The organism is Oceanispirochaeta sp. M1 (genome assembly GCF_003346715.1).
Taxonomy (GTDB): Bacteria; Spirochaetota; Spirochaetia; order DSM-2461; family DSM-2461; genus Oceanispirochaeta.
This window is the reverse complement of sequence record NZ_QQPQ01000006.1, coordinates 178,314-202,648: the sequence shown is the minus strand read 5'-3', so window position 1 is coordinate 202,648 and position 24,335 is coordinate 178,314. Positions and strand designations below refer to the sequence as shown.

26 protein-coding genes and 1 pseudogene are annotated in these 24,335 nt (G+C 41.4%); 14 read left to right on the top strand and 13 right to left on the bottom strand.

Translation table 11 applies throughout. The features are described from left to right. Positions 1 to 200 precede the first annotated feature (200 nt). From DV872_RS06015 to DV872_RS06005, 3 genes are all read left to right on the top strand, one after another. Positions 201 to 785 (top strand): tyrosine-type recombinase/integrase, encoded by a 585-nt coding sequence (locus DV872_RS06015; RefSeq protein WP_158546856.1) that lies wholly within the window; start codon positions 201 to 203, stop codon positions 783 to 785. Between the two features lie 458 nt (positions 786 to 1,243). Beyond that, positions 1,244 to 1,477: a type II toxin-antitoxin system HicA family toxin gene (locus tag DV872_RS06010; protein WP_199563435.1), complete on the top strand. Its 234-nt coding sequence runs from the start codon at positions 1,244 to 1,246 to the stop codon at positions 1,475 to 1,477. After that, positions 1,467 to 1,808, top strand: a complete 342-nt coding sequence (locus DV872_RS06005) for a type II toxin-antitoxin system HicB family antitoxin (RefSeq protein ID WP_114628947.1) — start codon at positions 1,467 to 1,469, stop codon at positions 1,806 to 1,808. Before DV872_RS06010 ends, DV872_RS06005 begins: the two co-directional genes overlap by 11 nt. Before the next feature lie 459 nt (positions 1,809 to 2,267). Here DV872_RS06005 and DV872_RS05995 read toward each other — a convergent pair whose 3' ends face one another. From DV872_RS05995 to DV872_RS26790, 3 genes are all read right to left on the bottom strand, one after another. After that, complete coding sequence (locus tag DV872_RS05995) at positions 2,268 to 2,468, bottom strand: hypothetical protein (protein ID WP_114628945.1); 201 nt, start codon at positions 2,466 to 2,468, stop codon at positions 2,268 to 2,270. Next, the gene (locus DV872_RS26795) at positions 2,465 to 2,866 is read right to left on the bottom strand and encodes an AAA family ATPase (RefSeq protein ID WP_255566857.1); all 402 of its coding nucleotides are present in this window, start codon (positions 2,864 to 2,866) and stop codon (positions 2,465 to 2,467) included. Before DV872_RS26795 ends, DV872_RS05995 begins: the two co-directional genes overlap by 4 nt. Positions 2,867 to 2,941: 75 nt before the next feature. Then, positions 2,942 to 3,703 (bottom strand): ATP-binding protein, encoded by a 762-nt coding sequence (locus DV872_RS26790; protein ID WP_199563434.1) that lies wholly within the window; start codon positions 3,701 to 3,703, stop codon positions 2,942 to 2,944. 293 nt (positions 3,704 to 3,996) lie between these two features. On the opposite strand from DV872_RS26790, the gene DV872_RS26365 reads away from it, so the two are divergent. Continuing rightward, positions 3,997 to 4,197 carry a hypothetical protein gene (locus tag DV872_RS26365; RefSeq protein WP_147283109.1) on the top strand — a complete coding sequence of 67 codons (201 nt, stop codon included), beginning with the start codon at positions 3,997 to 3,999 and terminating at the stop codon, positions 4,195 to 4,197. Further along, the gene (locus DV872_RS05985; protein WP_114628944.1) at positions 4,194 to 4,850 is read left to right on the top strand and encodes a response regulator transcription factor; all 657 of its coding nucleotides are present in this window, start codon (positions 4,194 to 4,196) and stop codon (positions 4,848 to 4,850) included. The genes DV872_RS26365 and DV872_RS05985 overlap by 4 nt, the downstream gene beginning before the upstream one ends. A gap of 149 nt (positions 4,851 to 4,999) precedes the next feature. Here DV872_RS05985 and DV872_RS05980 read toward each other — a convergent pair whose 3' ends face one another. Together DV872_RS05980 and DV872_RS27100 are read right to left on the bottom strand one after the other, a co-directional pair. Further along, entirely contained in the window at positions 5,000 to 5,338 is a 339-nt protein-coding gene (locus DV872_RS05980) for a type II toxin-antitoxin system HicB family antitoxin (protein WP_114628943.1), read from the bottom strand. 220 nt (positions 5,339 to 5,558) lie between these two features. Then, positions 5,559 to 5,684, bottom strand: coding sequence for a hypothetical protein (locus DV872_RS27100; protein WP_255525785.1), 126 nt, complete (start codon positions 5,682 to 5,684; stop codon positions 5,559 to 5,561). 106 nt (positions 5,685 to 5,790) lie between these two features. Here DV872_RS27100 and DV872_RS05970 point away from each other — a divergent pair, with 106 nt between their 5' ends. The 5 genes from DV872_RS05970 to DV872_RS26510 all read left to right on the top strand — a co-directional run bounded on the left by DV872_RS05970 (position 5,791) and on the right by DV872_RS26510 (position 8,835). After that, positions 5,791 to 6,738, top strand: coding sequence for a VOC family protein (locus DV872_RS05970; RefSeq protein ID WP_114628942.1), 948 nt, complete (start codon positions 5,791 to 5,793; stop codon positions 6,736 to 6,738). A 248-nt stretch (positions 6,739 to 6,986) separates the two neighbouring features. Next, positions 6,987 to 7,421: a DUF1801 domain-containing protein gene (locus tag DV872_RS05965; RefSeq protein WP_114628941.1), complete on the top strand. Its 435-nt coding sequence runs from the start codon at positions 6,987 to 6,989 to the stop codon at positions 7,419 to 7,421. A gap of 117 nt (positions 7,422 to 7,538) precedes the next feature. After that, on the top strand, positions 7,539 to 7,988 hold the full coding sequence (locus DV872_RS05960; RefSeq protein ID WP_114628940.1) for an SRPBCC family protein: 450 nt from the start codon (positions 7,539 to 7,541) through the stop codon (positions 7,986 to 7,988). Positions 7,989 to 8,071: 83 nt separating this feature from the next. Beyond that, a complete protein-coding gene (locus DV872_RS05955; RefSeq protein WP_114628939.1) occupies positions 8,072 to 8,488 on the top strand; it encodes a VOC family protein in 417 nt (138 codons plus the stop codon). Between the two features lie 206 nt (positions 8,489 to 8,694). Beyond that, on the top strand, positions 8,695 to 8,835 hold the full coding sequence (locus DV872_RS26510) for a hypothetical protein (RefSeq protein ID WP_158546855.1): 141 nt from the start codon (positions 8,695 to 8,697) through the stop codon (positions 8,833 to 8,835). 18 nt (positions 8,836 to 8,853) lie between these two features. Here the strand turns inward: DV872_RS26510 and DV872_RS26935 are convergent, their stop codons facing one another. Continuing rightward, the gene (locus DV872_RS26935; protein WP_230391434.1) at positions 8,854 to 9,171 is read right to left on the bottom strand and encodes a hypothetical protein; all 318 of its coding nucleotides are present in this window, start codon (positions 9,169 to 9,171) and stop codon (positions 8,854 to 8,856) included. Here DV872_RS26935 and DV872_RS27250 point away from each other — a divergent pair. Further along, entirely contained in the window at positions 9,088 to 9,276 is a 189-nt protein-coding gene (locus DV872_RS27250) for a response regulator transcription factor (RefSeq protein ID WP_370446652.1), read from the top strand. The genes DV872_RS26935 and DV872_RS27250 overlap by 84 nt on opposite strands. A 61-nt stretch (positions 9,277 to 9,337) precedes the next feature. Here the strand turns inward: DV872_RS27250 and DV872_RS05945 are convergent, their stop codons facing one another. Next, positions 9,338 to 9,580: a hypothetical protein gene (locus DV872_RS05945; protein WP_114628937.1), complete on the bottom strand. Its 243-nt coding sequence runs from the start codon at positions 9,578 to 9,580 to the stop codon at positions 9,338 to 9,340. A 93-nt stretch (positions 9,581 to 9,673) separates the two neighbouring features. Here DV872_RS05945 and DV872_RS26505 point away from each other — a divergent pair, with 93 nt between their 5' ends. From DV872_RS26505 to DV872_RS05935, 3 genes and pseudogenes are all read left to right on the top strand, one after another. Next, positions 9,674 to 9,811 (top strand): hypothetical protein, encoded by a 138-nt coding sequence (locus tag DV872_RS26505; protein WP_158546854.1) that lies wholly within the window; start codon positions 9,674 to 9,676, stop codon positions 9,809 to 9,811. Positions 9,812 to 9,908: 97 nt separating this feature from the next. Next, positions 9,909 to 10,691 (top strand): type IV toxin-antitoxin system AbiEi family antitoxin domain-containing protein, encoded by a 783-nt coding sequence (locus tag DV872_RS05940; RefSeq protein WP_114628936.1) that lies wholly within the window; start codon positions 9,909 to 9,911, stop codon positions 10,689 to 10,691. Continuing rightward, positions 10,684 to 10,839, top strand: a pseudogene (locus DV872_RS05935) (nucleotidyl transferase AbiEii/AbiGii toxin family protein); the annotation flags it as partial. The gene DV872_RS05940 and the pseudogene DV872_RS05935, both read left to right, overlap by 8 nt. 196 nt (positions 10,840 to 11,035) lie before the next feature. Here the strand turns inward: DV872_RS05935 and brxL are convergent. From brxL to brxC, 6 genes are read right to left on the bottom strand one after another with little or no spacing between them, the layout of a single operon-like run. Continuing rightward, positions 11,036 to 13,102, bottom strand: coding sequence for a BREX system Lon protease-like protein BrxL (gene brxL / locus DV872_RS05930; protein ID WP_114628934.1), 2,067 nt, complete (start codon positions 13,100 to 13,102; stop codon positions 11,036 to 11,038). Positions 13,103 to 13,116: 14 nt separating this feature from the next. After that, positions 13,117 to 15,627, bottom strand: coding sequence for a BREX-1 system phosphatase PglZ type A (pglZ, locus tag DV872_RS05925; protein ID WP_114628933.1), 2,511 nt, complete (start codon positions 15,625 to 15,627; stop codon positions 13,117 to 13,119). 11 nt (positions 15,628 to 15,638) lie between these two features. Then, on the bottom strand, positions 15,639 to 19,190 hold the full coding sequence (gene pglX / locus DV872_RS05920) for a BREX-1 system adenine-specific DNA-methyltransferase PglX (protein ID WP_114628932.1): 3,552 nt from the start codon (positions 19,188 to 19,190) through the stop codon (positions 15,639 to 15,641). Next, positions 19,190 to 19,690: a hypothetical protein gene (locus tag DV872_RS05915; protein ID WP_114628931.1), complete on the bottom strand. Its 501-nt coding sequence runs from the start codon at positions 19,688 to 19,690 to the stop codon at positions 19,190 to 19,192. The genes pglX and DV872_RS05915 overlap by 1 nt, the downstream gene beginning before the upstream one ends. Next, positions 19,690 to 20,814 (bottom strand): ATP/GTP-binding protein, encoded by a 1,125-nt coding sequence (locus DV872_RS05910; RefSeq protein ID WP_114628930.1) that lies wholly within the window; start codon positions 20,812 to 20,814, stop codon positions 19,690 to 19,692. Before DV872_RS05910 ends, DV872_RS05915 begins: the two co-directional genes overlap by 1 nt. After that, on the bottom strand, positions 20,811 to 24,332 hold the full coding sequence (gene brxC / locus DV872_RS05905) for a BREX system P-loop protein BrxC (RefSeq protein WP_114628929.1): 3,522 nt from the start codon (positions 24,330 to 24,332) through the stop codon (positions 20,811 to 20,813). The genes DV872_RS05910 and brxC overlap by 4 nt, the downstream gene beginning before the upstream one ends. Positions 24,333 to 24,335: the final 3 nt, after the last annotated feature.

The window sequence follows — 24,335 nt, the reverse complement described above, 5'->3', positions numbered from 1 at the left end:
GAAGAAAAGGGCAAAAAATATTGACTGAAAGTTGCCACTTGATGTAAGAACAATTAACAGGTTGAATGATGCCTATGAAGTGGCAACTTTCGTCCGGAACAGGTGGCAACTTTCACCGGAATGCGCAATTATATCTCAACTATTCCAAAAACCCAAATAAATGATTTATCGATCATTATATACTAGGGTAAACAGAAATTGTGAGTATCCTTTTCAGTGAAAATAGGAAAGCAGAACTCTGGCAGAACAATAAAAGCTATTATGCCAATCTACTGTCAGCCTGTACGGGAATGCGTTTACGAGAAGTCCTGGGATTACAGTACCAGGATGTTAATAACAATATAGTTACGGTCAATAAGCAGTACTCTCCCAAATACGGGTTGACCCCGACAAAAACCAAAACGGTCAGAAGTATTCCCATCCCTCCTTCGATAAGCTCTGCCTTTGTCAGTATGGAACATACATCAGAGGAGGATTTCATCTTTGCTTCAGCAAATAATCCCCGGATTCCCATCCATGGCACAAGCTGCTCCTACGCCCTTAGAGGGGCATTAAAGAGAATGGGCATGAGGGCAGATGAAATAAAGGAGAAGAACATCTCCTTTCACAGCTGGCGGCATTACTTCAATACCATCATGCGAAGCAACAATATCACGGACAGTAAACTGCAGAAGATGACGGGTCACAAATCGGCTCAGATGACAGACTATTACACCCATTATGAAATAGAAGACTTGAAAGAGATTGCAGAGATCCAGGCCAAGATAGTACCGGGATCAATTTGATCCTTATAAAAGGTAGGGTATTCCCTACCCCCGGGTTTCAAAAAAATCGATTACAGTATTTCTAGAGAAGATTGAAATCTTGTATTGGCCCAATCTGACAGTGCTAACACAGTGTCAGATCTTGTTATCCCAGTGGGCCTGAGGGTGTTATCAAAGCAATCTATGGGAGGAAATAATGGACGGATTATTAAATGTTGCTGATGCTGTCGACTTTACCCGGCTGAGTACCAAGACCCTGTACAGCTATGCCTCTCAGAAGAAACCATCAAAAAGGCTAATGACAACGTAGATCCTGGTATCGACTATATCAACAGCCTCATAGAACAGAATCTCTTTTTCATCTGCTCAGGAAATATATGACATTAGCAGAAGAACTTAGACCTTCAATGAGATCGATTTATCTTCTATAAATAGCTTTGTGAGTTTGACAAATGATACCGTATACGCTATCATTTTGTATGAAATATAGAGAACTTGCAAATCCAAAGAATGTAAGATTCAGTGATTTGCTCAAGATTTGTACAGACCTTTTTGGAAAACCAAGGATTCGGGGTAGTCATCATATTTTCAAGACACCATGGGAGGGTGATCCGAGAATCAACATCCAAAAAGATGGCAAAGATGCTAAACCATATCAAGTTAAAATGGTTTTGAAAGCCATTGAAAGATTAGAGGCTACAAATGGAAAATAGAGAATTGATTGATAAATACACTTACAGAGTTGAATGGTCTGAAGAGGATAATACTCATATAGCAAAATGTCTGGAGTTTCCATCTCTGATGGCTCATGGGGCAACATCAGTTAAGGCACTAAATGAGATGGAAGTTGTTGTTACAGAAACTATCGAGTGGATGGGAGAGGATGGAGAAGATATCCCAGAGCCATTTGGTTTGAAAAAGTATAAAGGGAACCTTACATTAAGAGTTCCTCCAGAACTACATAAGAATTTAGCTATAAAATCAGCTGAAGAAGGAATTTCAATAAATAAGTATATTCTTTCTAGAATATCAGCTGCCGTATAAATTATAAAAGTCCAAAATTAGACATAACGTTTCGCGAGTACCCGAAGTTACGACCGAAGGCAGCAATTTGGGCGGAGGCGCTTGTCGCCGTAGCCGGTTACTCGCTGTTATTGGAAGTATCATCCTGAAGGATTATCTCTTCTGTTCCCGCGATTCTTTATCCTATCAGACTACCAGGACAGATGCCTGTATATTGATTTTGAATTTTTACTTTGCAATTTTTTTTTGTATTTCTTGACTTGTTTCTGGGCCATTACGTTTCTTTTTATTGCAGACATATGCTTTTTTAATCTCATAGGTCTGAAGAATATCCGGATGATTTTCATGGATTAAATTGATCGTAGATTCCAACTGATCAAGTGCATGATTCCGCCACTTTTGACGGGCATCCTTTAACTCAATCAAATAGAGAAGGCCCTTGGAAGTTAACATACCATCACAACGTCCACGATTTTCGAGTTAAGTATCAGACAAGACACATTTATCTATTGCTGTGAACACCAATTCCTTTTTACTCTCATTTTTGACTATTGCAATCAAATCTTTTGGGTCAGTTGTAGAGGTATAAGCCTTGGTACTGTCCTGAGGATCACAGATTCCGAATTCATGGTCTTTTCTTGCCGTTTCCTGACAGTCTGTTTTAAAGAAATTAAGGCTCATAATTGATCTTCTATATCAAGAAGAGCATCAAATAAATCATTTCCTTCCCGAAGCCCCTTATTCAAATAATTATCATCAGGCAGAATCCCCTCATAAGGCTCGAGCTTCTTAATACTGCCGTCTGTTTCATTACACTCATAAACATTCAGATTTGATACTTTAACAGAAATATTTTTAGGTATGATTGAGGTCAAAGTATATTCAAGATCTTTATTATCAATGCGCTCCCAAAGACTACTAGCCTGTAAAGCCAAATTCATATAGGAAAGAATATAGGGACTATGAGTTGTCATGATTAATTGATTTTTATCTTTACGTGAATTCTCTTTCAATAAAGATTTTTTCAGTAAATCCCATTGCGATCCTGGTGATAAATTTTGTTCCGGTTCCTCAACTATATTTATAAACGCTGATTTATTGAATCTGCCTGCAATCGATGAAATAGCGATTCTCTGCTGTTCAACGGTTAAACTTTAATTACTCCAGATCAATTCCATTTCCCTTTTAAACTTATTCATTGCATCTGGTGACATGGGCTGTTCTTTTTGATCCAATATTGACTGGGATAGATGGTGAGTCACGATAAACAGGGGAACCAGAGATTGAAAGCCGCTTGATGAATGACTGAGACTGATTCTGTAATTCTCTCCTGTAATGTTGAGATTTCTGTTTAATCGATCATATGTTATCTTGGCATTGTTTATAGGAAGATCAAATTCCTTTTTTATGGATTCACTGGCTTTTTCAAATTCAATTAGAAATTCACTCATTGCCTGTGAATTAAGTTTTAAATCTCGAACCCTACCCATATATGAGAGAAAATTACGTTCTGAAGGGACATACATGATCTGAGGTAAAGAATATTCATAATTTTCATTTTCAGAGATTATTAGTTTTCCATTCAGATACTTAATCTTAAAAGCATCTCCTTCGTAATCTATTTCAGAACCTTGTGGAATCATCAAGTCAGACTCATTAAGATAACGCTCTAAACGGTGATAGGGTAAGAATGTATTTTTTAATCGATTATCTTCTTCAAACCATTTTCTTTTAAAATCACCTCGATATAGAGCTTTTTCTATCCAGAAAAATGTTGATATTAGTTTCGCAACTGTACTTTTACCAGATCCTTGATTCCCGACAAATAGAGTGATTTTATTTATATCTATCCAACCATCATTTTCGATAAGCCCCTCTTTGATGGGGCCGAAATTCTTTATTCTGATTCTACTCATGGGAAACTCCATTAGCTCTCTTTGCTAGAGTACATGTTATCATTATTGACAGATTCTTTGAATGTTGAATAATTTTCCTTGATATCAACTATTTAAATTTACTTCATATCTTTGACTATCCTTCTACTCAAAGAACCAGAATACATCTTTGGACTCCAATGCTGTAGGAACTACCTCTAAACATGACGTCTTTCTGGTTTAAGAAATTACTATCCATACATTCTCTTATATCAATTAAATACCTAGGGTAAACCCTAGGCCCCAAACCGCTCATCCCGCTCTAAAATGATCCTATGAGTGATAAACGCGGGGAGACAAGTCATGGCCACAACAAGAACACCAGAACCATCCTGGAAAAAAGCAGCGTCTGGGATTTCACCCTCCTCCCCCGTTTATGGAATTTTACCTCAGTAGATCATTTTATTTCGTATCAAAAAACAGAGGGCGGTTTAACAAGTAATAGGAAACAGCCGCTCACCAAGGACCGTCTGTGACAAAGAAGACCATTCTTGTCAGCAGTAAGGATGCCTTCACCGGCGCCATGCTTGTGAACATTGTAGAAAAGGCACACATAGGCTCTATCTGCTCCTATTGCTCCGACGGCCCCACGACCCTTCAAAATATTGAAAGATTTCACCCCCAGTTTATAGTACTGGATCTCTTCCTCCCCAGAATGAACGGAATCAGCATTCTCAGGGAAATGAAGAGGCAGCAGAAGAGTCCTCTGTCCCTCTGTTTCTGCCGGAGGCTGAACAAGGTTTTGGGAGTCAAGGCGGTCAAGAACGGAGCAACTGGTCTCATCGATTACAGATCCAACCCAGAAGAGTTCCGCCGCAGCATCGAAAAGACCTCCCGGGGTATCAAAACCTACCCCGGGGAGATCCAGGAACTTCTGGATGACAAAGACTTTGAGATCTGTCCCCAGAAATATACAAAGATAACCACACGACAGTCCCAGATCCTGGAACATGTATCCCAGGGTAAAAGCAATAAAGAGATCAGCTGGATATTGGATATCCATCTCAAAACGGTTGAAAAGCACAAAAACAGATTGAGAGAGAAATTAGGACTCAACAGCATGGCCGAGCTTGTTCACTACGCCATCCGGAATGGAATTACAGAAAAGGATGAAGGCATAGATATGTGAACTGCATCACTCTGGATCAAGCCGGGGAGATCAAAGATTCAAGCTGTCTGCTACAAGTCTGATCACCATGTGTAACCGAATCATACCTGCTCTGAATTCCTTTTTTGATTATGACAGACTTGGGTACGATGTATTTCTATGAATAATTCTTATTGAACATTTATCTGGAATAATTCATCTCTGACCGCTTTCTCTACAAACTTATTAATAGAAAGCTTCATCATACGAGCTGTAATTGCCACTTCCTTATGTAATTCAGGTGTTAAACGTAAATTAAATTTTCCAGAGTATGGTTTTTCTGGTTCAACACCGTCTTCCTTACACCAGGAAATATAATCATCTATAGATTCAGAAAATGCTCTTTCCAACTCATCAACAGTCTTTCCCTGGAATGTGATCACATCTTTGGTATTGATAACTTCTCCATGAAAGATATGAGCATCAGAATCAAAATGAACGTCTCCAATATATCCTTTGTATTCCATCATGGCTTTATTCCTATATTTATTAAAAATTTTCGAACAGAAACAACCGCCCCTTTATCGGTCATTGTTTTGGCTGAGGCCTATGTAATACAGCTCTGCAGTTGTTTTTCTTCACCCTAACCCTTGAACCCGAAATCAGGAAAACAGCTCTACCCGCCTCAGGAAGCCCACATCATTATGGAATGGGCTGTTAATACTCTTCTCAACAAGGAAGTAGTCCGCTTCAACACCAAAACACGCCCTCCAGAAGATCATCAACCACATCGACAACAAAAAAGAAGTCGTCCTCTCCGGAAGATTCCCCTGAACAAGGGAACCATAGAAAGGAAATTACGTTCTGAAGGGCCATACAATAATCCTCTTCAATTAATTATATAAGATTTTGTTGACAATAAATAATTGAGAACTAAATTTGTTAGTATAGCCAATTTGTTTACTCTAATCAGAGGTTAGTAATGAAATATAATAAAGCGATTATCCCACATTTATGGTTTGATACACAGGCCGATGAGGCTGTGAAGTTCTATTGTTCCTTATTTCCCAAATCAAAAATGATCTCTAGAAGTATAATTGAAGATACTCCTTCCGGTGATTGTGATTCTCTTATATTTGAAGTCTGGGGACAGAGATTTGAAGCGATCAGCGCAGGACCACAATTCCAATTAAATCCCTCTATCTCGATGATGGTAAATTTCGATCCTCTTTTTTTTCAGGAACAGGAAAATCCTGAAGAAGCTGCAAGAGATGAGTTGAACAGAATATGGAAGAGGCTCATAGAAGGTGGAGAAGCTTTGATGGAGCTGGGAGAATACGATTTCAGTCCCTTTTACGGCTGGGTGAAGGACCGTTTTGGTATGACCTGGCAGCTGATACTTACCGATCCCGGCGGTGATCCGAGACCCCCTATTATCCCATCCATGCTGTTTGTCGGTAATATTTGTGGCAAAGCAGAAGAGGCAGGCCTTTTTTATAGATCTATATTTCCTTCTTCAGAAAAGGGTTTAATGGTCAGGTATCCCACCGGTATGGAACCGGATAAAGAGGGGACTGTCATGTTTTCCGATATCAAACTGAGTGAGACCTGGATAACTGTCTCCGACAGCGCTTATGATCATAAGTTTCAATTCAATGAAGCCTTGTCATTTATCATTTCCTGTAAAGATCAGAATGAAATAGATTACTTCTGGAATAAACTCTCAGCGGTATCCGAAGTAGAGCAATGCGGATGGCTGAAAGACAAATTTGGTGTTTCCTGGCAGATTGTACCTGAGGATCTAGGTAAATTGATGAATGATGGAATTGATAGTCAGAAACAGGCAGTGACAAAAGCCTTATTAAACATGAAGAAATTGGATATTGCTGAGTTACATCGGGTTTTTAATGAACATAGGAGTAAAAAATGAGTGATACTAGAACATGAAATGATTGCCTTTTCACTGGCAGATGGGTAGAGAAGTGAAAATCTTATTCTAAACAGAAGCAGCGGTTACAAAAGTTACTGAAACATTTGATCCCGATGATCAAGCTTCACCGGAGATGCAAAAGGCAGGCTGGCAGGCTATTCTCGATAATTTTAAGGTACATGTCGAGTCACTGTAAAGAGTCATGACTATCCTATTAATCTTAAAGAGCATATGTATTTGGAGAGACGATGGCTGAAAATAAAACTAAACCGACATTAGCATCAGTAGATGATTTTATTTCAAATATTGATAATCCTCGACGTAAAGCAGATTCAATTATATCTTTAAAAATTTACGAGGAAATTACAAAGCTTCCACCTGTTATGTGGGGTACTTCGATTATAGGCTTCGGGGAACTTCGATATAAATATGAAAGCGGGCGGGAAGGAATCATGCCAATAGCCGGGTTTTCACCTAGAAAGTCAAATATGACTTATTATATTGGTGACGAATTTAAAGAAGCAGCAGAACTTTACAACCGATTGGGAAAGTATAAAAAATCAGTAGCTTGTCTTTATATTAATAAACTCGATGATATTGACTTACAGGTTTTAAAGGAGATTATAGCTTGTGACTTTGAAGTATCAATTCAGTCTAAAGACTCTGCAACCTGCCATAATTAACATATTTTAATTTGAGTTTAATTATGAGTCTTGATTAAAAGATCAAGACTCTATTTGTTTTCCTCCAGATCGTATAATAAACTTAGATTAGTATTGAAATACGGAGGTTAGTTATTAATGCATTACAAAGTTGAAGTTTTGATAGATATTCCTCGTGAAAAAATGATAGCGATATTTGATAATCCTGACAATCTAAACAAATGGCAACCAACTTTCCTGGGAATTGAGCATGTTGAGGGAATTCAACGAACAAAAGATGCTAAATCTCGTCTACGTTATAAACAGGGAAAAGGCGAAATGGAAATGATAGAAACTATACTTGTTTATAATATGCCTGACGAATTTTCCTGTACTTATGAAGCTAATGGCGTGCTCAATATCAATAAGAATTATTTCTTTGCAGAAGGTGATAAAACCCGATGGGTAACAGATACAGATTTTCAATTCACCAGCTTTCCAATGAAACTGATGGGTATGTTGCTTCCCTTCATGTTTAAATCACAAACGAAACAGATGATGCAGAATTTTAAAATGTTTGCAGAAACTGGCAAAACAGCAAAAGCCTAATCAATTAGATTCTTGGTTGAGGATTTTGATTGTTAAACAAAATCCGAATTTTTTTTAAGTAATATAATCCAGGAGGAGGATATATGACACTTACACCTTACCTTAATTTGCCCGGTAGCGCTGAAAAAGCAATAAACTTCTATAAAGACATTTTTGGTGGGACGACCGAGATCATGTATTGGAGTGAGATGCCTCCAAATCTAAAGATGCCGATGAGTGATAATTGGCAGAACAAGATTATGCATGGTTCTCTCATTATAAATAAGAATGTAACAATCTACTTATCAGATTCATTGATAGAAGAGACACCAATCAACAATACAGTCTTCCTACATGTAGTGTTCGATACCGAGGATGAACTCCGAAAAGCATTCGATACACTATCTGTGGATGGTAGAGTTAATATGCCTGTAGAAAATACTTTCTGGGGTTCGATTTATGGTGATTTAGTCGACAAGTTTGGCACAGGTTGGGGCTTAGAATATCCATTGCCGAAATAGTCAGATTTGTTATTTAAATTGCAAATCTTTCATTAGGAAAGATCTGTCGATACTTAATAAATTTTTGAAAGTCAGTAACTATTTTTTATTTTATAGGAATACTTCAAGGAATCTCGGATTTAATGGTCAAATGTAAACCCTAGGCCCCAAAGCGCTTATTCCGCTCTAAACTGATCCTATGAGTGAAAAACGCGGGGAGAACAGTTATGGCCACAATAAGAACACCAGAACCATCCTGGGACGGACCCACGACCCTTCAAAATATTGAAAGATTTTACCCCCAGTTTATAGTACTGGATCTCTTTCTACCCAGAATGAACGGAATCAGCATTCTCAGGGAAATATAGAAGCAGCAGAAGAGTCCACTAACCCTCTGTTTCTGCCGGAGGCTGAACAAGGTTCTGGGAGTCAAGGCGGTCAAGAACGGAGCAACTGGTCTCATCGATTACAGATCCAACCCAGAAGATTTTCGCCGCAGCATCGAAAAGACCTCTCGGTGTATCAAAACCTACCCAGGGGAGATCCAGGAACTTCTGGATGACAAAGACTTTGAGATCTGTCCCCAGAAATATACAAAGATAACCACAAGACAGTCCCAGATCCTGGAACATGTATCCCTGGGTAAAAGCAATAAAGAGATAAGCTGGATATTGGATATCCATCTCAAAACAGTTGAAAAGCACAAAAACAGATTGAGAGAGAAATTAGGACTCAACAGCATGGCAGAGCTTGTTCACTTCGCCATCCGGAACGGAATCACAGAAAAGGATGAAGGCATATGTATGTGAACTACATCACTCTGGATCAAGCCGGGGATACCCTCCCCTCAGGATAAATCCAAGTTAATAATTAAAGTAAGATACAATCGAGTTCTGATTTCCGGTCCTCCCAGGAAATCGGGCATTCAAGGCATCTGAGATCTTTACAGGCAGAACAGACAGCCTTTCTATCCAGATTACTCACGATGTTCTGGATACAGGCATCCAGAGACTTGGTCATGGGCTTTTCAGCTGCCCAGGCTACCCGGCGCAACATGAAGACCGATTCTTCATCTATCTGCGGGGTATACACCTTCCTATCATTCTTTTTCATACAGAATCCTCCTAAAAGATTGGCTAGACAGTTCGGCAAAAGAAGCCGTTCCTCTTTTGCCAACGGCTTGCCCCACTCCTATCATGGAGGTGAATGGTTCTGTACAGGCTGCCGCAGGCACCCGAAGGGCTGTGGCCTTTACAGGTTCTTCACAGCCATGATACTCCCCTCAGAAACAATCCGTTGGAAAAAGAGGGGGAGCAAAATATCTCCATTCCTATAACTGTGTGAAAAACTCAAATAAAATAATCCTACAATTACAGATTCACCCAATTAAATATCTTTGCAAATCTTGAGAATGGTTTAATATTGGAGCTAGATGTAAACTATGAGTGAAGTTAACGCACCAAACATAAACAAACTCCTCCAAAACTGGGAAAAAAACAGTTATAAAACCAGCCTGGAACTGTCAGCTCTTGGTTACCGTCCCCAACTCTTGAATCGCTATAAGAGATCCGGCTGGCTTGTCTCTCCTTCTAAAGGAGTCTATGGACTTGCTGGACAGACTGTAGATTGGAGTGGTGCCCTCTATGCTCTTCAAAAGGGAATGAACCTCTCCCTCAGTCCCAAAGGGCTCTTTGCCCTGGAACAGGAAGGCTTCAGTCAGTATCTCTCTATGGGTGAACGGAGAATCTTTCTATACGGACATTCTGTAAAAGAGTTACCACAGTGGTTTCGGAAGATGATGACCAATGAAGCAGTGACTATAAAAACACGGAACTTCATGCAAATGAAAGACCTGCCTTATCTCTCCCGCAGTTTCGGAGATTTCTCTTTGGATATCTCTGCCCCAGAACTGGCCTATCTTGAAATGCTGGATGAAGTTCCCCGCAATATAGGTTTTTCCGAAGCCAGGGATATAACTGAGAATCTTACGATGCTCCGGGCATCACTATTACAGAATCTCCTGGAACATAGCAGCAGTGTAAAAGTGAATCGCCTGGCTCTGTATATGGCTGAATATCATCAGCATGACTGGTTCTCAAAGCTGAATCCTGACTCTATCTCATTGGGAGCAGGAAAACGTGTGATCCGGGTAGCTGGGGTATTGGACAAGAAATACAATATAACCGTACCTACTCCCCCTTTGGAGGACGAATCCTATGTATGAGCAGTATCTAAATCAATCCCGTCTTCTCTTGCAACTCCTTCCACTTATTAAGAAATATCCTCACTTTGCCTTGAAGGGAGGAACGGCGATCAACTTCTTCATCCGTGATTTCCCCCGCCTCTCTGTGGATATAGATCTGAGTTATATCAATGCCATATGTGGAATGCCACGGAAAAAAGGAAAAGAGTGTCCTTAAAGATTGAGAATTGTGGAAAGCTTTGATCCTAATACAAATCCTGATATTTTTTCATGGGGTCAAATGGGGCTGTTTTTTATAAGGCAATTTTATCTTGGACAGCTGTGCTTGTGAATAATACCATAATCTAAAATCCTTGAATAAGTTGTTATTCGTTTCTAATAAATGTCACCTCAAAAGCCTTACAAGGCCTGTACTTCTGAAGTCTGTTCGCAAAAATCAAATCATCATTTTGGTCATATTGTTGGAAAATATCCAGTCCCCTATCCAGAGAAATCTTCCAACCATGATTTGTAACTATATGCCGTGCATGAATAGTCCCGGTTCCATCAAATGACCAGGTAAAATTGACTCCAACTGTATTACATGAATCCTGAATACGTTCAAGCAATCCTATTTGTTGTTCCATTTTAAAATCATCTGTAGCTGTAATAAGGTGTACCGACACTTCCTCATCTTCATCCTTGTCTTTCACAATGGTTTCAATGAGCTCCATCATATTTCTGACCTGATAAAAATGGCGTATGTAGGGATCAGTCACAGTGATTTGAGATGCGTCTTTGAGATAGGGACCAAAAAGATCATCATATGAAATCCCTTTTTGATTTTCCTGAATAATTACGTGGTGTTCTTTCAGTTCAATTTCAGGTTGTGGAGGAGGAGAACTTGAAGAGACTGTATTTCTCCCCATAAGTGTATTATCAATATTTTCACTTGCCTCTTCGGAGCCTTTTTCGGGAGTCCCATAGTACTGGGGATACTGTCCTTCTTCGAGAGTAGCAACAGTGATTTTTTTTCCACCAGAGTGCTTGTATGAGAATTCTACTTGAGAATAAGTCGGGTCTATTCGCATTAATTGATCTTTGACACGTTTTCTTCCTTCTATAGTGAATTTCAATATTTCTTCAATTTCTTCTCTTGTAGCTTCACCATGGGGATAGATGATTTTCATTAATCCTGAAAAGGTTTTATTAATTCCATCTCTGTCACGCGTGGAAATATCGGAAGAAAGAGAAAATGAACTACTGTAACGATCAGAAAAATCATGGGATCGGAGAGAACGAAGTATTTCAGCCAGGTAATCTACGACGAAACCATATCCATCGGAGAACATTTCGCTACGAAGATTGTCCATTTCCCATCCGGGAAGGAACCAGTGCATTCGGTCCAGAATAGCCTGTCCATTACTGTTCCGGTAGGCTTCCGGAAGATCCATGAAAAGATTCCCGTGTTTCAGCATATAGGGGACATTGTGAGATGTATTACCGATAAAAACCATAGAAGCCTCAGCTCCCTGAGGTCCTGTTCCTCTGTTGAACGATTTATTTGCCATGTAATTTTTGAGGGTATCGATGAGTTTGACATCTGGTTTTTTGCTGCTTCCGGCAAACTCGTCCATTGCGACAACATCCCAATAACCGACTAAACCGATTTTGTTTGTCGTATTGTTTATAAACAGTTTTGGTAGCGTCGCTTCCCCTCCTGAAACCAGAGTGGCATGAGGAGAGAACTCGGAATAAATGTGGGATTTTCCAGTCCCTTTTGGCCCCAACTCAATCAGGTTGTAGTTCCTTTCACAGAATGGGATAAGGCGGACTAGCTGGATAAGCTTGCTGCGGTGCCCAAAAGATTCAGGATTCAAACCTATGCTCTGCATCAACACATCAATCCATTCTTCGGTTGTAAACTTCTTCCTTGCCTCAATATAGGATTCGAAATCTAAATGAGAAAGCTGAATTGGTTTTAAAGAGGAGAGTTTCCAGGGGACATTCTGATTGTCATCGTAGAACTCATACTCGATATCGCAGATACTCCAGACACCGCCGACCAGCAGCTTTGGGTTTCTTTTTACCGTATCCGAGTCGATGAGAACCTTCTTGATTCCTAGGTTCTCAAAGGTCGCTTCATAGGCATCAATTTTCTCATTCAAGTCGACTGTTACTTTATCAATTACTTTATTACGTCCACGTTCTTTAATTGTAGAGCGGACAAGGTTGGCTTCATTCCTATGTACATAGTGTTTTCGCAAAATCTCTTTAACAGTTTCAATTCCGGTTTGAATGGTGGCTTCATCACTGGTGGCACAGTATTGTCCCAGAAGATACTCCAGAACGTAAGTGGGTACTATTGCATTCCCTTTAACGGTTTTTACAAGATCTTTTCTAACCACTAAGCCGGGGAATTGATCATTAATTTTCTTATCTAGTTCTGTCATTCCTGTTGCCTCGCTTACAGATCAAAATCAGAGGTAAAGCTGCGCCGAATTGTATATCTTAGAGATTTATACTCGCTGTAATAACTGGTTCCAGCATGTTTTACCTCAAGCTTTAAAACAACTTCTTTGTTGTTTGCCTTGTCCGCCTCATGGCTTAAGATAAACTGAACCTGCAGTTCTCTTTCACGGGGATTTTCAGATGTAAAATCAAATATCAAATCATGAGAATCGGAAATTAATTCCCCCTCTTCCGTGAAAATCCCCGCCCGTAAAACTCTTGGTTGGATTTTTTCTGAAACAGGTTGAGACTGATAGAACCGTACGGCCTGTTGGCCGGAAGAGATTACCGAATTTGTTCCTCTGATAATCTCAACATCTACATAGGAGATATCACTCTGGCGTTTTTTATTGATTTTCAGCACTGGAATTACAATTTCCTGTAGAGTAGCTCCACCATGAACAAAACGGCTACCAGCTCCTTTTAATCGAAAGCGATTGATAGAACGGGGAAGCTGAATTTCCACATCTCCAGAAAGTCCCAGCCAGGAAGACGTGAATTTATGTAATCCCGGTTTTTCCTTCAAGCCTTTACCTATAACAAAACGTCGATTTTTCTGTAGTATCTTATCACCTTCGGCATCTTCTGCTGCAAAATCACTCTCATCCAATGCTCTGTTCTGGTAGATAAAACCATGATCCGAAGTAACAAGCATATTCGTGGCATTGGCATTAGAAAGCTTCTTTATTATGTTGACCAACTCTTCCAAAGTTTTCTCTACGGCTTCAAATACCTTATCCTCACTTTCTCTTTTATCACCGACTGCGTCTATTCTATTGTGATATATATAAACGACATCATTTGAACTGAATAGATTCCTGTATCCGGCCTCTCCTTCCCGGGGCATTTTCAGAAAATCTTCTGCAGATACAACACAGCCGTTTTTCCCGATAAGACCGTTCTGCAGAATCTTTTGCCTGTTAGGAGATCCCTGGGAACTCTGATCATCAACCATTACAGTAGCTGAATCATTATCAGAGATAGTAATGCTCTTATTAGGGAGCAGGGCCGCCATTCCCAACTGGGTATAACTGGGTAGTGTGGAAATCGCCGAATCCAGATCGGCGCTGTACCTGTCTTCACTTCTAATCAGACTCAGAAGCTCTTCCCCAACCTCATAGCGAAGGGCATCAGAGATAAGGACAAATACTTTCTTGTCTTTTTTCAAAAAAGGTAGGACATAGGTTTTGAAGAAATCACGCTGTCTGTTTGAAGGGATACTGTTCCAACCGGTAATATCTTCCAGAAATGGATGAAAACGGTCTCCCAGAGAAAGAAGATAGGCATTGGTATAGAGATTCTCAATGACGTCATTCAGAGTCTCCATCAGTGAAGCCTGTCCGGAAAGGCGGACATGATATGTGTATTTCCGGTAGTACTGATCCAGCTTAAAAAGAGATTGAGTATAGCGCTTTATCCCATCTGAGAGACTGGTCAAATTCAACTCTGTTTGTTCCCAAAGGGTAATATACTGTGCTGCAAAATCGATGGCCTCATAAAGATGCTTAAACTCATGATACCAGTGACTCTGTCTACGCTGCCGTATCCAAAGAGAGATGGTTCCTGGCGTTTCTGTTCTATTCACTACGGCATGGACTAGATCGCTTATGATTTTTTGATCGATCAGGCGGAAGTAGTCTAGATCTACCACTTCTTTAATGGACCGCTTAGCAAGATCCTGTTCTATTCCCAGAATCCGGGAACTTTCCGCTGAAAGTTTCTCATAACTGCTCTCAAACTGTCGGCTGTCTTTCCAACGCTTGAGAAATACAAGGGCATCGCTATTCAGACTGGGTTCGCCATTAATGCCCATGGCATAGGATGATTTAAACAGGGTCAGGGTAAAATCCTTGATTCCGCAGGAATCAGATTGATAGGCATAATGCTTCTTTATAAGTTTCCAGAAAACGTGGTGTAAATTACATCTTTCAATCAGTTTGTACTTTTCCTCAGAATCGCCTGAATACTCCTGAAGCAGGTACTCCTGGACTGAATCAAGCCGGGAATCCGATCCTGCACATACAGCAAGCATTTTCAAACGGATCATTCCGGATGTATCATCAGAGGATAAAAGTCTTTTCAGAGATTCTTTGCGTTTAACGGCAGTAAAAAACTCCGAATGGTCCTGAACCACACCAATGAATTCAAAACCCAGTTCCAATTCTGATAACCAAAGTGCTGTCTGGTCAGTTCGAAACTCACCATGAGATAATTGAACATCGAGAAGCCAGTCCTCCATAGCCTCGGGCTGAGGACCCTGGTGATAGAGCAGGAATTTTTTATCGGGCTCTTCTCTGAGAATTCGGTACTTTAAGGCATATTCATTATTTTGAATCTCTATCTTATCTACGTCAGACAGAGAAAGGGACTCGAAATCGTCGCGAAGTTCTTCCTTGGAATCGTACCAGAATACAATGCGATGTCTTTCAAAAAGCTTTTTTAGGGCTTGTGTAATTCGTTCGTTCACTAATTCCCTCTCTAACTCAGTCCAGTTATTTTCTTTAACGCTTTCCCTAATTTCGGATAATTCACTTTCACACCGTCATCCAGGTCGATCTCCACTTGAGCTGTTGCCAGAGGATATAAAACATCCCGTTCGTACTCTTCAAGTTCAGAGATCGTCTTGTTAATTTTCTCAATCTCTTTCAGTGCTTTTGCCTTTTCTCCCTTGGAAGCCCTGGTATTGATACTAACAGCCTCAAGGTGCTTTTTATGGGCAGAGAGTTTTTCTATAAAATCTCTTAGATAATCAGTAAGTACCACGCTGGCTGTATCGGGGCGGTAGCGATGCATATAGATCAACGCGTTGAAGCTGCCCTTGGGGCTGGAGAACATCCAGTAAATAGGGCGTTTCTTGTAGCGCTTCACATGGTCGCTGTAGAAATCCTTGAGAAAGTATTTCCGGATATCCTTACCCAGTCCCTCTTCAACAAAAGATAGGTTCTCTTCGTAGTAGTCATCGCCAAAAGCCACACGCAGGAACTTGTGAAAGCGCTCGGTGATGTCGTCAGTGAACCAGTCGCCGTCAAGCATGGGAATAACGTTGTCGTCATCAGCAGAGAAGCTGGGCTCAGGAACTCGCTTCAGATAGTCATCTATGGTTTCGCCCTGGTTGGCCAGGATCAGCCCCGGCTTGTCCAGCGAATAGCGGCCAAACATGCATCCCACAGCATAGGAGACTAGCTCGCGCATGGTGTCTGCCAGGAGCAGTGCCTCCAGCTCGTCTTCGCTCTTGTTGTTGCCGTAGCGGTAGTGGGGGTTGCAGGTCAGAGTGATTTCCTTAAGTGGTACCTCGGGGGTCAGCTCATCCTGCAGGCCATAGGCGTCGATGAAGATGCGGTTGTTCTCTTGTTCCAGCCGTTGCATCTCCAGCGTCATTTCCCGCCAGTGGGCGTGGAGCTTCTGGTATGTGGCCTTCAGGGACGGCTGATGGTAGTCGGGATTCAGCAGTGGCAAGCTGGTGAAGTCCCAAGAGGTTTCGGAGAAGTCCCAGTCTACCCGTCCGATTTCCACGAGATCTTTAACAATAACCTCTCCTTGATTAATCTGAAGCGACTCCACAAAAGGTAATCGTTTTATCTCATTACTTTGGACAGATAATGTTGGGTTAATGCAAGCAATATATTCGGCACAAACAACAGAATTCATGTAGCCTAGAAAGCGCAGTGGACTTTTGGAAAACAACATTTGTCCTTTGTTCGATTCAAAGATGCATCCCTTGTCACACCATCGGAAACTATTGGCATCTGTTGTCAGGCCAGACCATGTGATTCCAGCGCGAAAATAGAAGTCAACACCCGGAAGTGACCAGGATTGCCCAGATTCTTTTCGGTAGTCACGGATCTCTTTACCGTCATCATTAAATTGAACAATAAGATAATTGAGGCCATACCACCTTCGATATCCTCCACCCTTCTGAATGGGGAAATACTTCTGAGCAGAATTTTCTGCTTCTATTCTATCTGCGCAGTCGAATCCGATTTTCTTTATGCCGACCTCGTGCCAATTCCGTAGGAAACGGTCATTGTTGCATGTGAATAGACCGACGGCGGTTTCCACTTTTGAAGCTAACGTTTCAGAATCAACAAAGTGAGTCCGGAAAGCTGATGAGAGCCAATATGACAGCGGCGTCCCAGGAACATCAAGTATTTCTTTAGCAGAAGCCTCAAATGCATTAGAACGGTTGAGAAGTGCTTGATCCTTTGATTTACTATCGGGGTAGCCTATAAGACGAAAATACGTTGCACTATAATCAGGGAGGACCGATGATTTAAGCACGAAGGCCGCAGTTGAAACGACCTCGCCCCCTATAGAATCGAATGCTTGAGCTCCTAGGTGAGCCAAAGTCACTATGGCGTTGTTCTTAAGAATCCAGAACCTCAACCTTTCGAAGCGTGAAAGAAACATCCAGCTATGCATAGCTATCATCGACATGAAGCCACCTTTGATTGGCAGCCCAATACAACGGTGAATAAACATTGAATAGAGATCGTTTTTTGCCTCAGGGTACAGAGCTGACGCGAATTTCTTTAATGCAGCATTCATCGATCCGCTACCCATATACGGCGGATTAGCAACCACCACATGGTATTTCGGACACAGGTAATCGGCCTGTCGTAGGGCTTGCAGGATTTTTTTGAAATTTGGAGTGGATAACATCAATTTCTGATCATCAGGTAGTTCTTCCTGGCTACCTATTTTTTCATTAATTCTTGCTTGTAATTGTCCCAACGTAGCTAATACGGTTTTTACACTTGTAGCGATAGGCCTAATCAACGAACCGAAATTATCAGCTTCATCAAATTGATGTAATGTTTCAACAATCTCAGAAGTAAAAATATTAGTCCCAAAAGATTTAATATAATCATCTATAACCTCTGAAGAAAATGAAACATTCTCCAACACGCAGATGTTAGGCTTGATGCTCTTGTTGAAAAACCGGCGCTGTTTAGCTCGAGCCTTCATGGTCAGAGCAAAGGCGGCAAGTTCCCCTGCGCGTTCGTCAATCTCAATGCCGTAAAGATTGTGGGTGAGGATCTTCTCCGGGATCTCGGCAGACTCGTAGCCTTCCTCTTCATAAATGGCGTAAAGGAGATCGAAAGCATAGGTTAGCATGTGGCCAGAACCGCAGGCCGGGTCGCAGATCTTGATCTCTTCCGGTTTACTAATTTTCAAGAAATCGGTATCAGGTTTCACTGGCTCGATGAAGTAACAATCCTCTCCTCTCTCCTTCATATTTTTGAAAATATGTGACTGTGGACGATTGAGCAACCACAGCCGGCCGAGGGAGTTTTCCACCAGGTAGCGAACAATCCAGTGCGGAGTAAAAAGCTGAGTGGCGGCAGGGATGTTCTCGGGCGTGATTTTCTTGTTTTTCTTCAATCCGTCGAACACCTCGTCCTTCTTCTCGGAGATGTAAAACTGATAAAGCCAGCCGATCACCTCGACATCCTCGCAAGCCTCGGGTGTCATAGCCTCGCGAGTATAGGCCAGGATGGAGTTCCCCGATAGTAAGTCCTCGGGCATCAGTAATTCTGTATAATCTTCAATTTTTTCAAAAAGGAAGGGCATAGCCGTGTTCCAAAAGTTACAAGCGGCCACCACCAGCAGGCGGTAAGCCTCACCCTGAGGATCATGACTGGGCGTATCTCCATTGAGGAGAGAGGTTATTTGCTGACGAATCTTTTCACTAACCATCTCATCGTCTATGTGTCCCATTTTGGCTTCGGCCAGAATCTCGGGCTGGAACTGACCAGGGTCGGAGGGAGAGACAATATTTACCCGGTTAAAGCGGTTCACATCCATAAAGCGCAGGGCACAGAAGCGGTTGAACCAGATGTATGCCACCCGCTCGATGATTTGTTCCTTATCACTATTTTGAATTGTTTCTTCCAGCTTTTTTATGGTTTCGGGTCTTTCACGGCGGGCAGAGCTGTTCTCTGAAAGGATCAGTTTCAGCTTGGTGGAGACCTGTTCTATCAGGCTGCGTCGGGCGAACTGGGCAAATCGTTTTAGTTTTAGTGTTTCCATCATTTACCTCCTGCACTCAAACGCCGGACTGAATTTGAACCGAACTGTTTTTTATACTGATCCAGATTCAAAATTACGCAACCTGCGGCACAGGGGGCTGACCAGTCTTTATGGGTGAGAGGCAAAGACTGCTTCAATTGATCCTGTTTTGACAGCAACAAAGCTGGCTCAAGACTGGCCATTGATATCAACACTACATAGTAGATGCGTTTCGTTATATTACCACTATGGCTACGGAACCAATAGCTGTCCCTATACTTTGCAGCCAAATTTGGTATGAGATTTCCGGTTAATAGTTTTTTTTTAAAAGCCTCGGGGTTGCTTGAACCAGGAATATCAGGATCTTTGACTTCGAGAAATATGAAACGATCATCAAACTCTGCAATGAAGTCGACTCTCTTAATTGTGCTGGGATTGTGTAAGGCATCATCATCAAAGTTGATCGCTTCTATGGCCGGACTAAAGTCAAATTCCAGATCATTCTCAACTAATACTGTCATCAAGCACCTCCCAAAGAGCGCTTGATCTCTTCATCATAAAGATCACTGAATGTATTAGCGATAGCATTACTGTTCAGCTGTCGGTAATCATCATCAGATTGAATTTTGATATTATTAGATTCTTTATCATGGTGTAAGGAATGAAAGCGCACATGGTCTCCTTTCCCTTCATCCATAAGAAGATCTAACCACTTAAGCAGTACATAGTCATGGGTTGCCAGAATTATTTGCTGATTGCTACGGGATAGCTCCAATATTGATTGTACGAGCAGTTTCATCAGCTGTGGATTCAGATTTGACTCTGGCTCATCCCAGAAGAGTGGACCTGAAACTCCAGGAATGAGTGAGCAATTTTGCAGTAGCCCTTGTAATACACCCAATTTACGAAATCCTTCTGCCATCATATTAGGGCTGAATACATCTTTTCTTTGCTGAGAAAAATAGGTAAGTTTACCATCCTTTGCCTTTCCGCCGGCATATTCAATGTAGGTCCCAGGTTGAAACGACATTTCTCCATCGTCCAAAGAAAATCGTCCTTCCATTTTGTTCACGAGGCTCTCGAGCAACCACTCTTCCTTTTCTCGCGGCTCCTGGTCAGAAATATTGAGAAGTTTGGTTGCCAAATCAAAATAGGTTTCATCGAACATGAGTTTGAGGACACTCGTATCAATCTTGATGTTTCCGAAACCACTCAGAAATGTCAGGATTTCTTTCGTGGGAATAAAGATAGGACTCCAGCTATAGTGCTCATAATCTCTATTCTCTTCTACTGTTATTGATTTTGAATTCGAGTGAAATTTCAGTGCGATCCCGTTACCGGAATTAAAACTGGCTCGTATCCTGGCATCTTCAGCCACCCCTATCTTGCGCATTTTTCCAAGCTTCCGATCAGGAGGGAGAAAGACATTGAGAAGCTTATTCGTTACAGCCTCTCTTATTTCTTTGTCCGATACTTCATCTTGATTACTTAGACCATTATTTGCTGAACAAAGACTGTAAGCGGCCTTTAGTAGATGGCTTTTCCCAGTACCGTTTTCGCCAATGATAACATTGATCTTGGCGGAAAAATCAATGGACGAGTCTTGGAATACTGTGAAGTTCTTAAGAGTCAGGTTTGTGATCATATCTGAATCCTTTTCCCCTTTTTAATTTCTTCTAATAGCGCCTTTCGCAGGGCGTCGAGATAACTCTCCACATCCCCCTCATCTGCCAACCAGGCCTTATCAAAATCTACAAGGATTGATCTTCTGGAGATGACTTGTGGTTGGATTTGAATTGCATCTGGTGTTTCTGAACTATCTTCTGTTGGAGATGCAGAACCACCGGTTGGCTCTTCGGGCTTTGATAGGGAGGATAGTAATCGGGAATATTCACCTTCTTCAAATCTTCTTAAGGAATCCCTGATTCCCGCTATCAATTCCTTTGATTTCAGGGAATTCTGAAAGGAAGAAAAAGATTCAATCAACTGATTTTTCCTATCTTCCGGAAGCTGTTGAAATTCATCCATCCCTTTGAATCGAATTAGTAATGCCTGAAAAACATGAACCGCTTTACTTATCTCTGTTTGCAGTTTTTCATTTATTCCTGCTTTCAGCTCTTCCACATTTACCTTAAGCTGTTGGATTTTATTCCCTTTGTAACACTCCGTATCATGCAGTATAGCTGTAATTATTTCAGCTGATTCAGTAAAACCATATTCGAGGTTGGGTTTCTGATTTATGAGAAGCTCTCTGGCTGCATCGTAAATTTCTTTTTGCGGACCGGCCATGAACTTTCTGATGGGATCGATTATCCCTTCTTTCAGATCCAACAGATGATCATTCTTTCGGACAAGTTCCTTCAGAAACCAGGTATAGGGTTTTCCTTCGGCTTCTTTCAGCTCCTCAACAACCGCTGACAGATTAGTCAGAAAGAGATATTGCGATGTCTGACCAGTGAGGGGATAGAGATCTTTTAACAGATTTCTAAATGCCTCTTCAGTTTCCTTTCCCAGAGCTTTGGCTTCTTTGGATGAAGCAGGAGAATCAAAGAAGTCTTCGTAAAACTCTTTTAACGCCCGAATTTGAGAAGCTGTAAATTCTTCCTGAGGTTCCAATACCACATTTCCATTGGTGTGTGTATTTCTCAGTGCCTTTTCCTGTTCATTCTCATCGAGTATATTTCCATCGATTTTCAGCTCAACCTTACCGCGTACACAGATTTTTGCAAGCAAACAGAGAATGGAAGCGTAATACCATCCATAGGGTTTCTTTTCAAATTTTTCGATCAGGCTCTTCAAAGTTGTCCGGACCCCACCATTCTGATTCCCCTGAATAAAGGCATACAGTTCCTGTTCAGCTTCGGAAAGGGATGTCACATCCAATCCGTCGAGAGTATTCTGGCGATCGTTGAGAATCGTATGAACCTGTTCTTCTGAATAATTCGCTCCCCGGAGCATCCTAAGATTCGGATAAACACGGGAAACCAGTACCTGGAATCCTTTTGTAACGCGGGTCTGCCCCTCTTCCGAAGAGGTTTCTATCTCTGTCCCGGCAACAAAGAGTTTGGCTTTACCCATAAGATATTTCACACGTTCCTGGATTTCTCCGAGCCTTTCCCTGTTCTGGTATCCTTTGTCGCTTAATATCCGCTGAACCGCTTCCTGTTGTGATACAGATATATTCTGTTTTATATACTTCTCTGTGCGTTTGTACATGAGCAGGTCACGAATCAAACGGTCATCGGCAGGAAGTAGGACCAACAGTTCGCTTCGTCCCCAGCTATTGCGAGTTAGGGTTTCTTCATCACCTGCTTTTTCATGAAAAGGCGAAACGATATGTATGGAAAGTTCCGATTCTCGACCGAATAACTTGTCGTCGAGTTTGCGGGTAAAGCTGTAATCATGACCATTGTCGTCATAGCGGATTTTCCGGGTTTTTAGAACTCCATCAAACAGGAGCTTTTCCAACTCCTCCGCAACTTTATCTGCTTCTACATCTGTATTCTTAATCTCTTGTTCTACATTCTTCTCTTCATCGGAGAGGTATTCGAAGCAATCACCATTGCGTTGAATGTAGGTTTGCTGTTCCAGCAGATTGAGGGCTTCTTCTACTTGTTTCTGCAGGGAAGAGGTATCCTGTTCAAAACTCTCACGCATAAGCACACAGATGTTTCTAACTGTGGTTTTAAACTCTTTTACATATTTTACAAGAAAGAGGGCTTTCAGGAGACGGACGGCAAACTTATTATCCAGCTGCTTTTCCGCGACCTGACTGATAGCACTTTGTATCTGCGATTTAAGGGCTGTACGTATTCCTTCAAACATCAGATCAAAAGTGGCCAGCTGTCCGACTTTTGAATCTCCAATCTGGATGGCGACCTGCTGAAATACACCGAGCATGGATCGTTCCCCAACAGAACTGTGTTTTCCCTCAAAGGCACTGTGAAGTGACAGGTTCTGAATGGAAGTCTGAAACAAAGTGAACTGATAGGGGATGAAAGGATAACTGTGTATAAAATGTTCCCGGCCATTATAGAGTTTGTAATCTTTTGAGCCGTCAACAAAAGTAAAGAGTGTTTTGAAATTATTTACCTGCTTGTGGTATACCTCGGAGAGAAGTTCCACACCTTCATCATTTTTTAAAAGAAGACGTTTCTGTATAACCTCTGCAACATCGGAGCTTGTCAGTTTCATACGGTTATTAAACCGGGCCTGAATCTTGGTGAAGTCATTGCTCTGCTGTTTTCCCATTTCTCCCAATACGCTGTCCATGTCTTCCTGGGCTGTGACGATCACCCAGGCTCTTCCCCGGCATTTGGTTGCCAGACTTTCGGCAATGGTCTGAAGGTTGGTCATCAACTTGATGTTATCAGCGATATATTGACCCACTTCATCAACTAAAAAGTTTAGCCTGAAACCGGAAACCTGTCTTTCTATATAGGCTTGAACAGCTTCAGCAAAATCCTCAATGGATACTTTGTACTCACTGCGGTATTTATCCAGAATACCATCAGCAGCAGAAGAGTCGCTTCCAGTTACTTCTGCATAGGCTTTCGAAATATTTGGGCCTTCCAGTAATGCCTGTTCTCGTCCTCTCTCCCAGGGTAGCCCAGATATACTGTTATAGGCTGATTTAAAGTCCTCATATTTTTTTCTGCTGTCCAGATCACGTTCAAATTGGGCAATATGCCCCTGCTTGCCGTAGTATCCGCACATCTCATCAAAGACTTTGACAAATACGGAAAGAAGAGCATCTATCTGTTTTTTGCTAATCACATCAGCTTTCTGATCGATATTAAAAAGGATGCTTCGTGAGGGGATTGAGATGGTTTTTTTCAAGTCGCCTCTGAGTATTTCATTATCACCGCATTTGGGTAGAAAATAATCCATAGCAGACTTACCATCAACTTCCCGGTTTTCAAGAACAAGGGCCAGCATTTTTAAAAGATGGGATTTACCGGAACCGAAGAAGCCCGAAACCCAGACTCCGTTTGCTCCTTCATAGTTATTATAGGCATCCAGAAAGATACCCAATCGTTTTTCTACTTCACGAGTTAGAACATACTCTTCCAGTTCCTGTCGAAGAGTTGCTTCATCATCAGCTTTGATAACACCTTCAATAGGGCGGTCTACAGGTTTTTGAAACAGATTTTTCATTGACATATG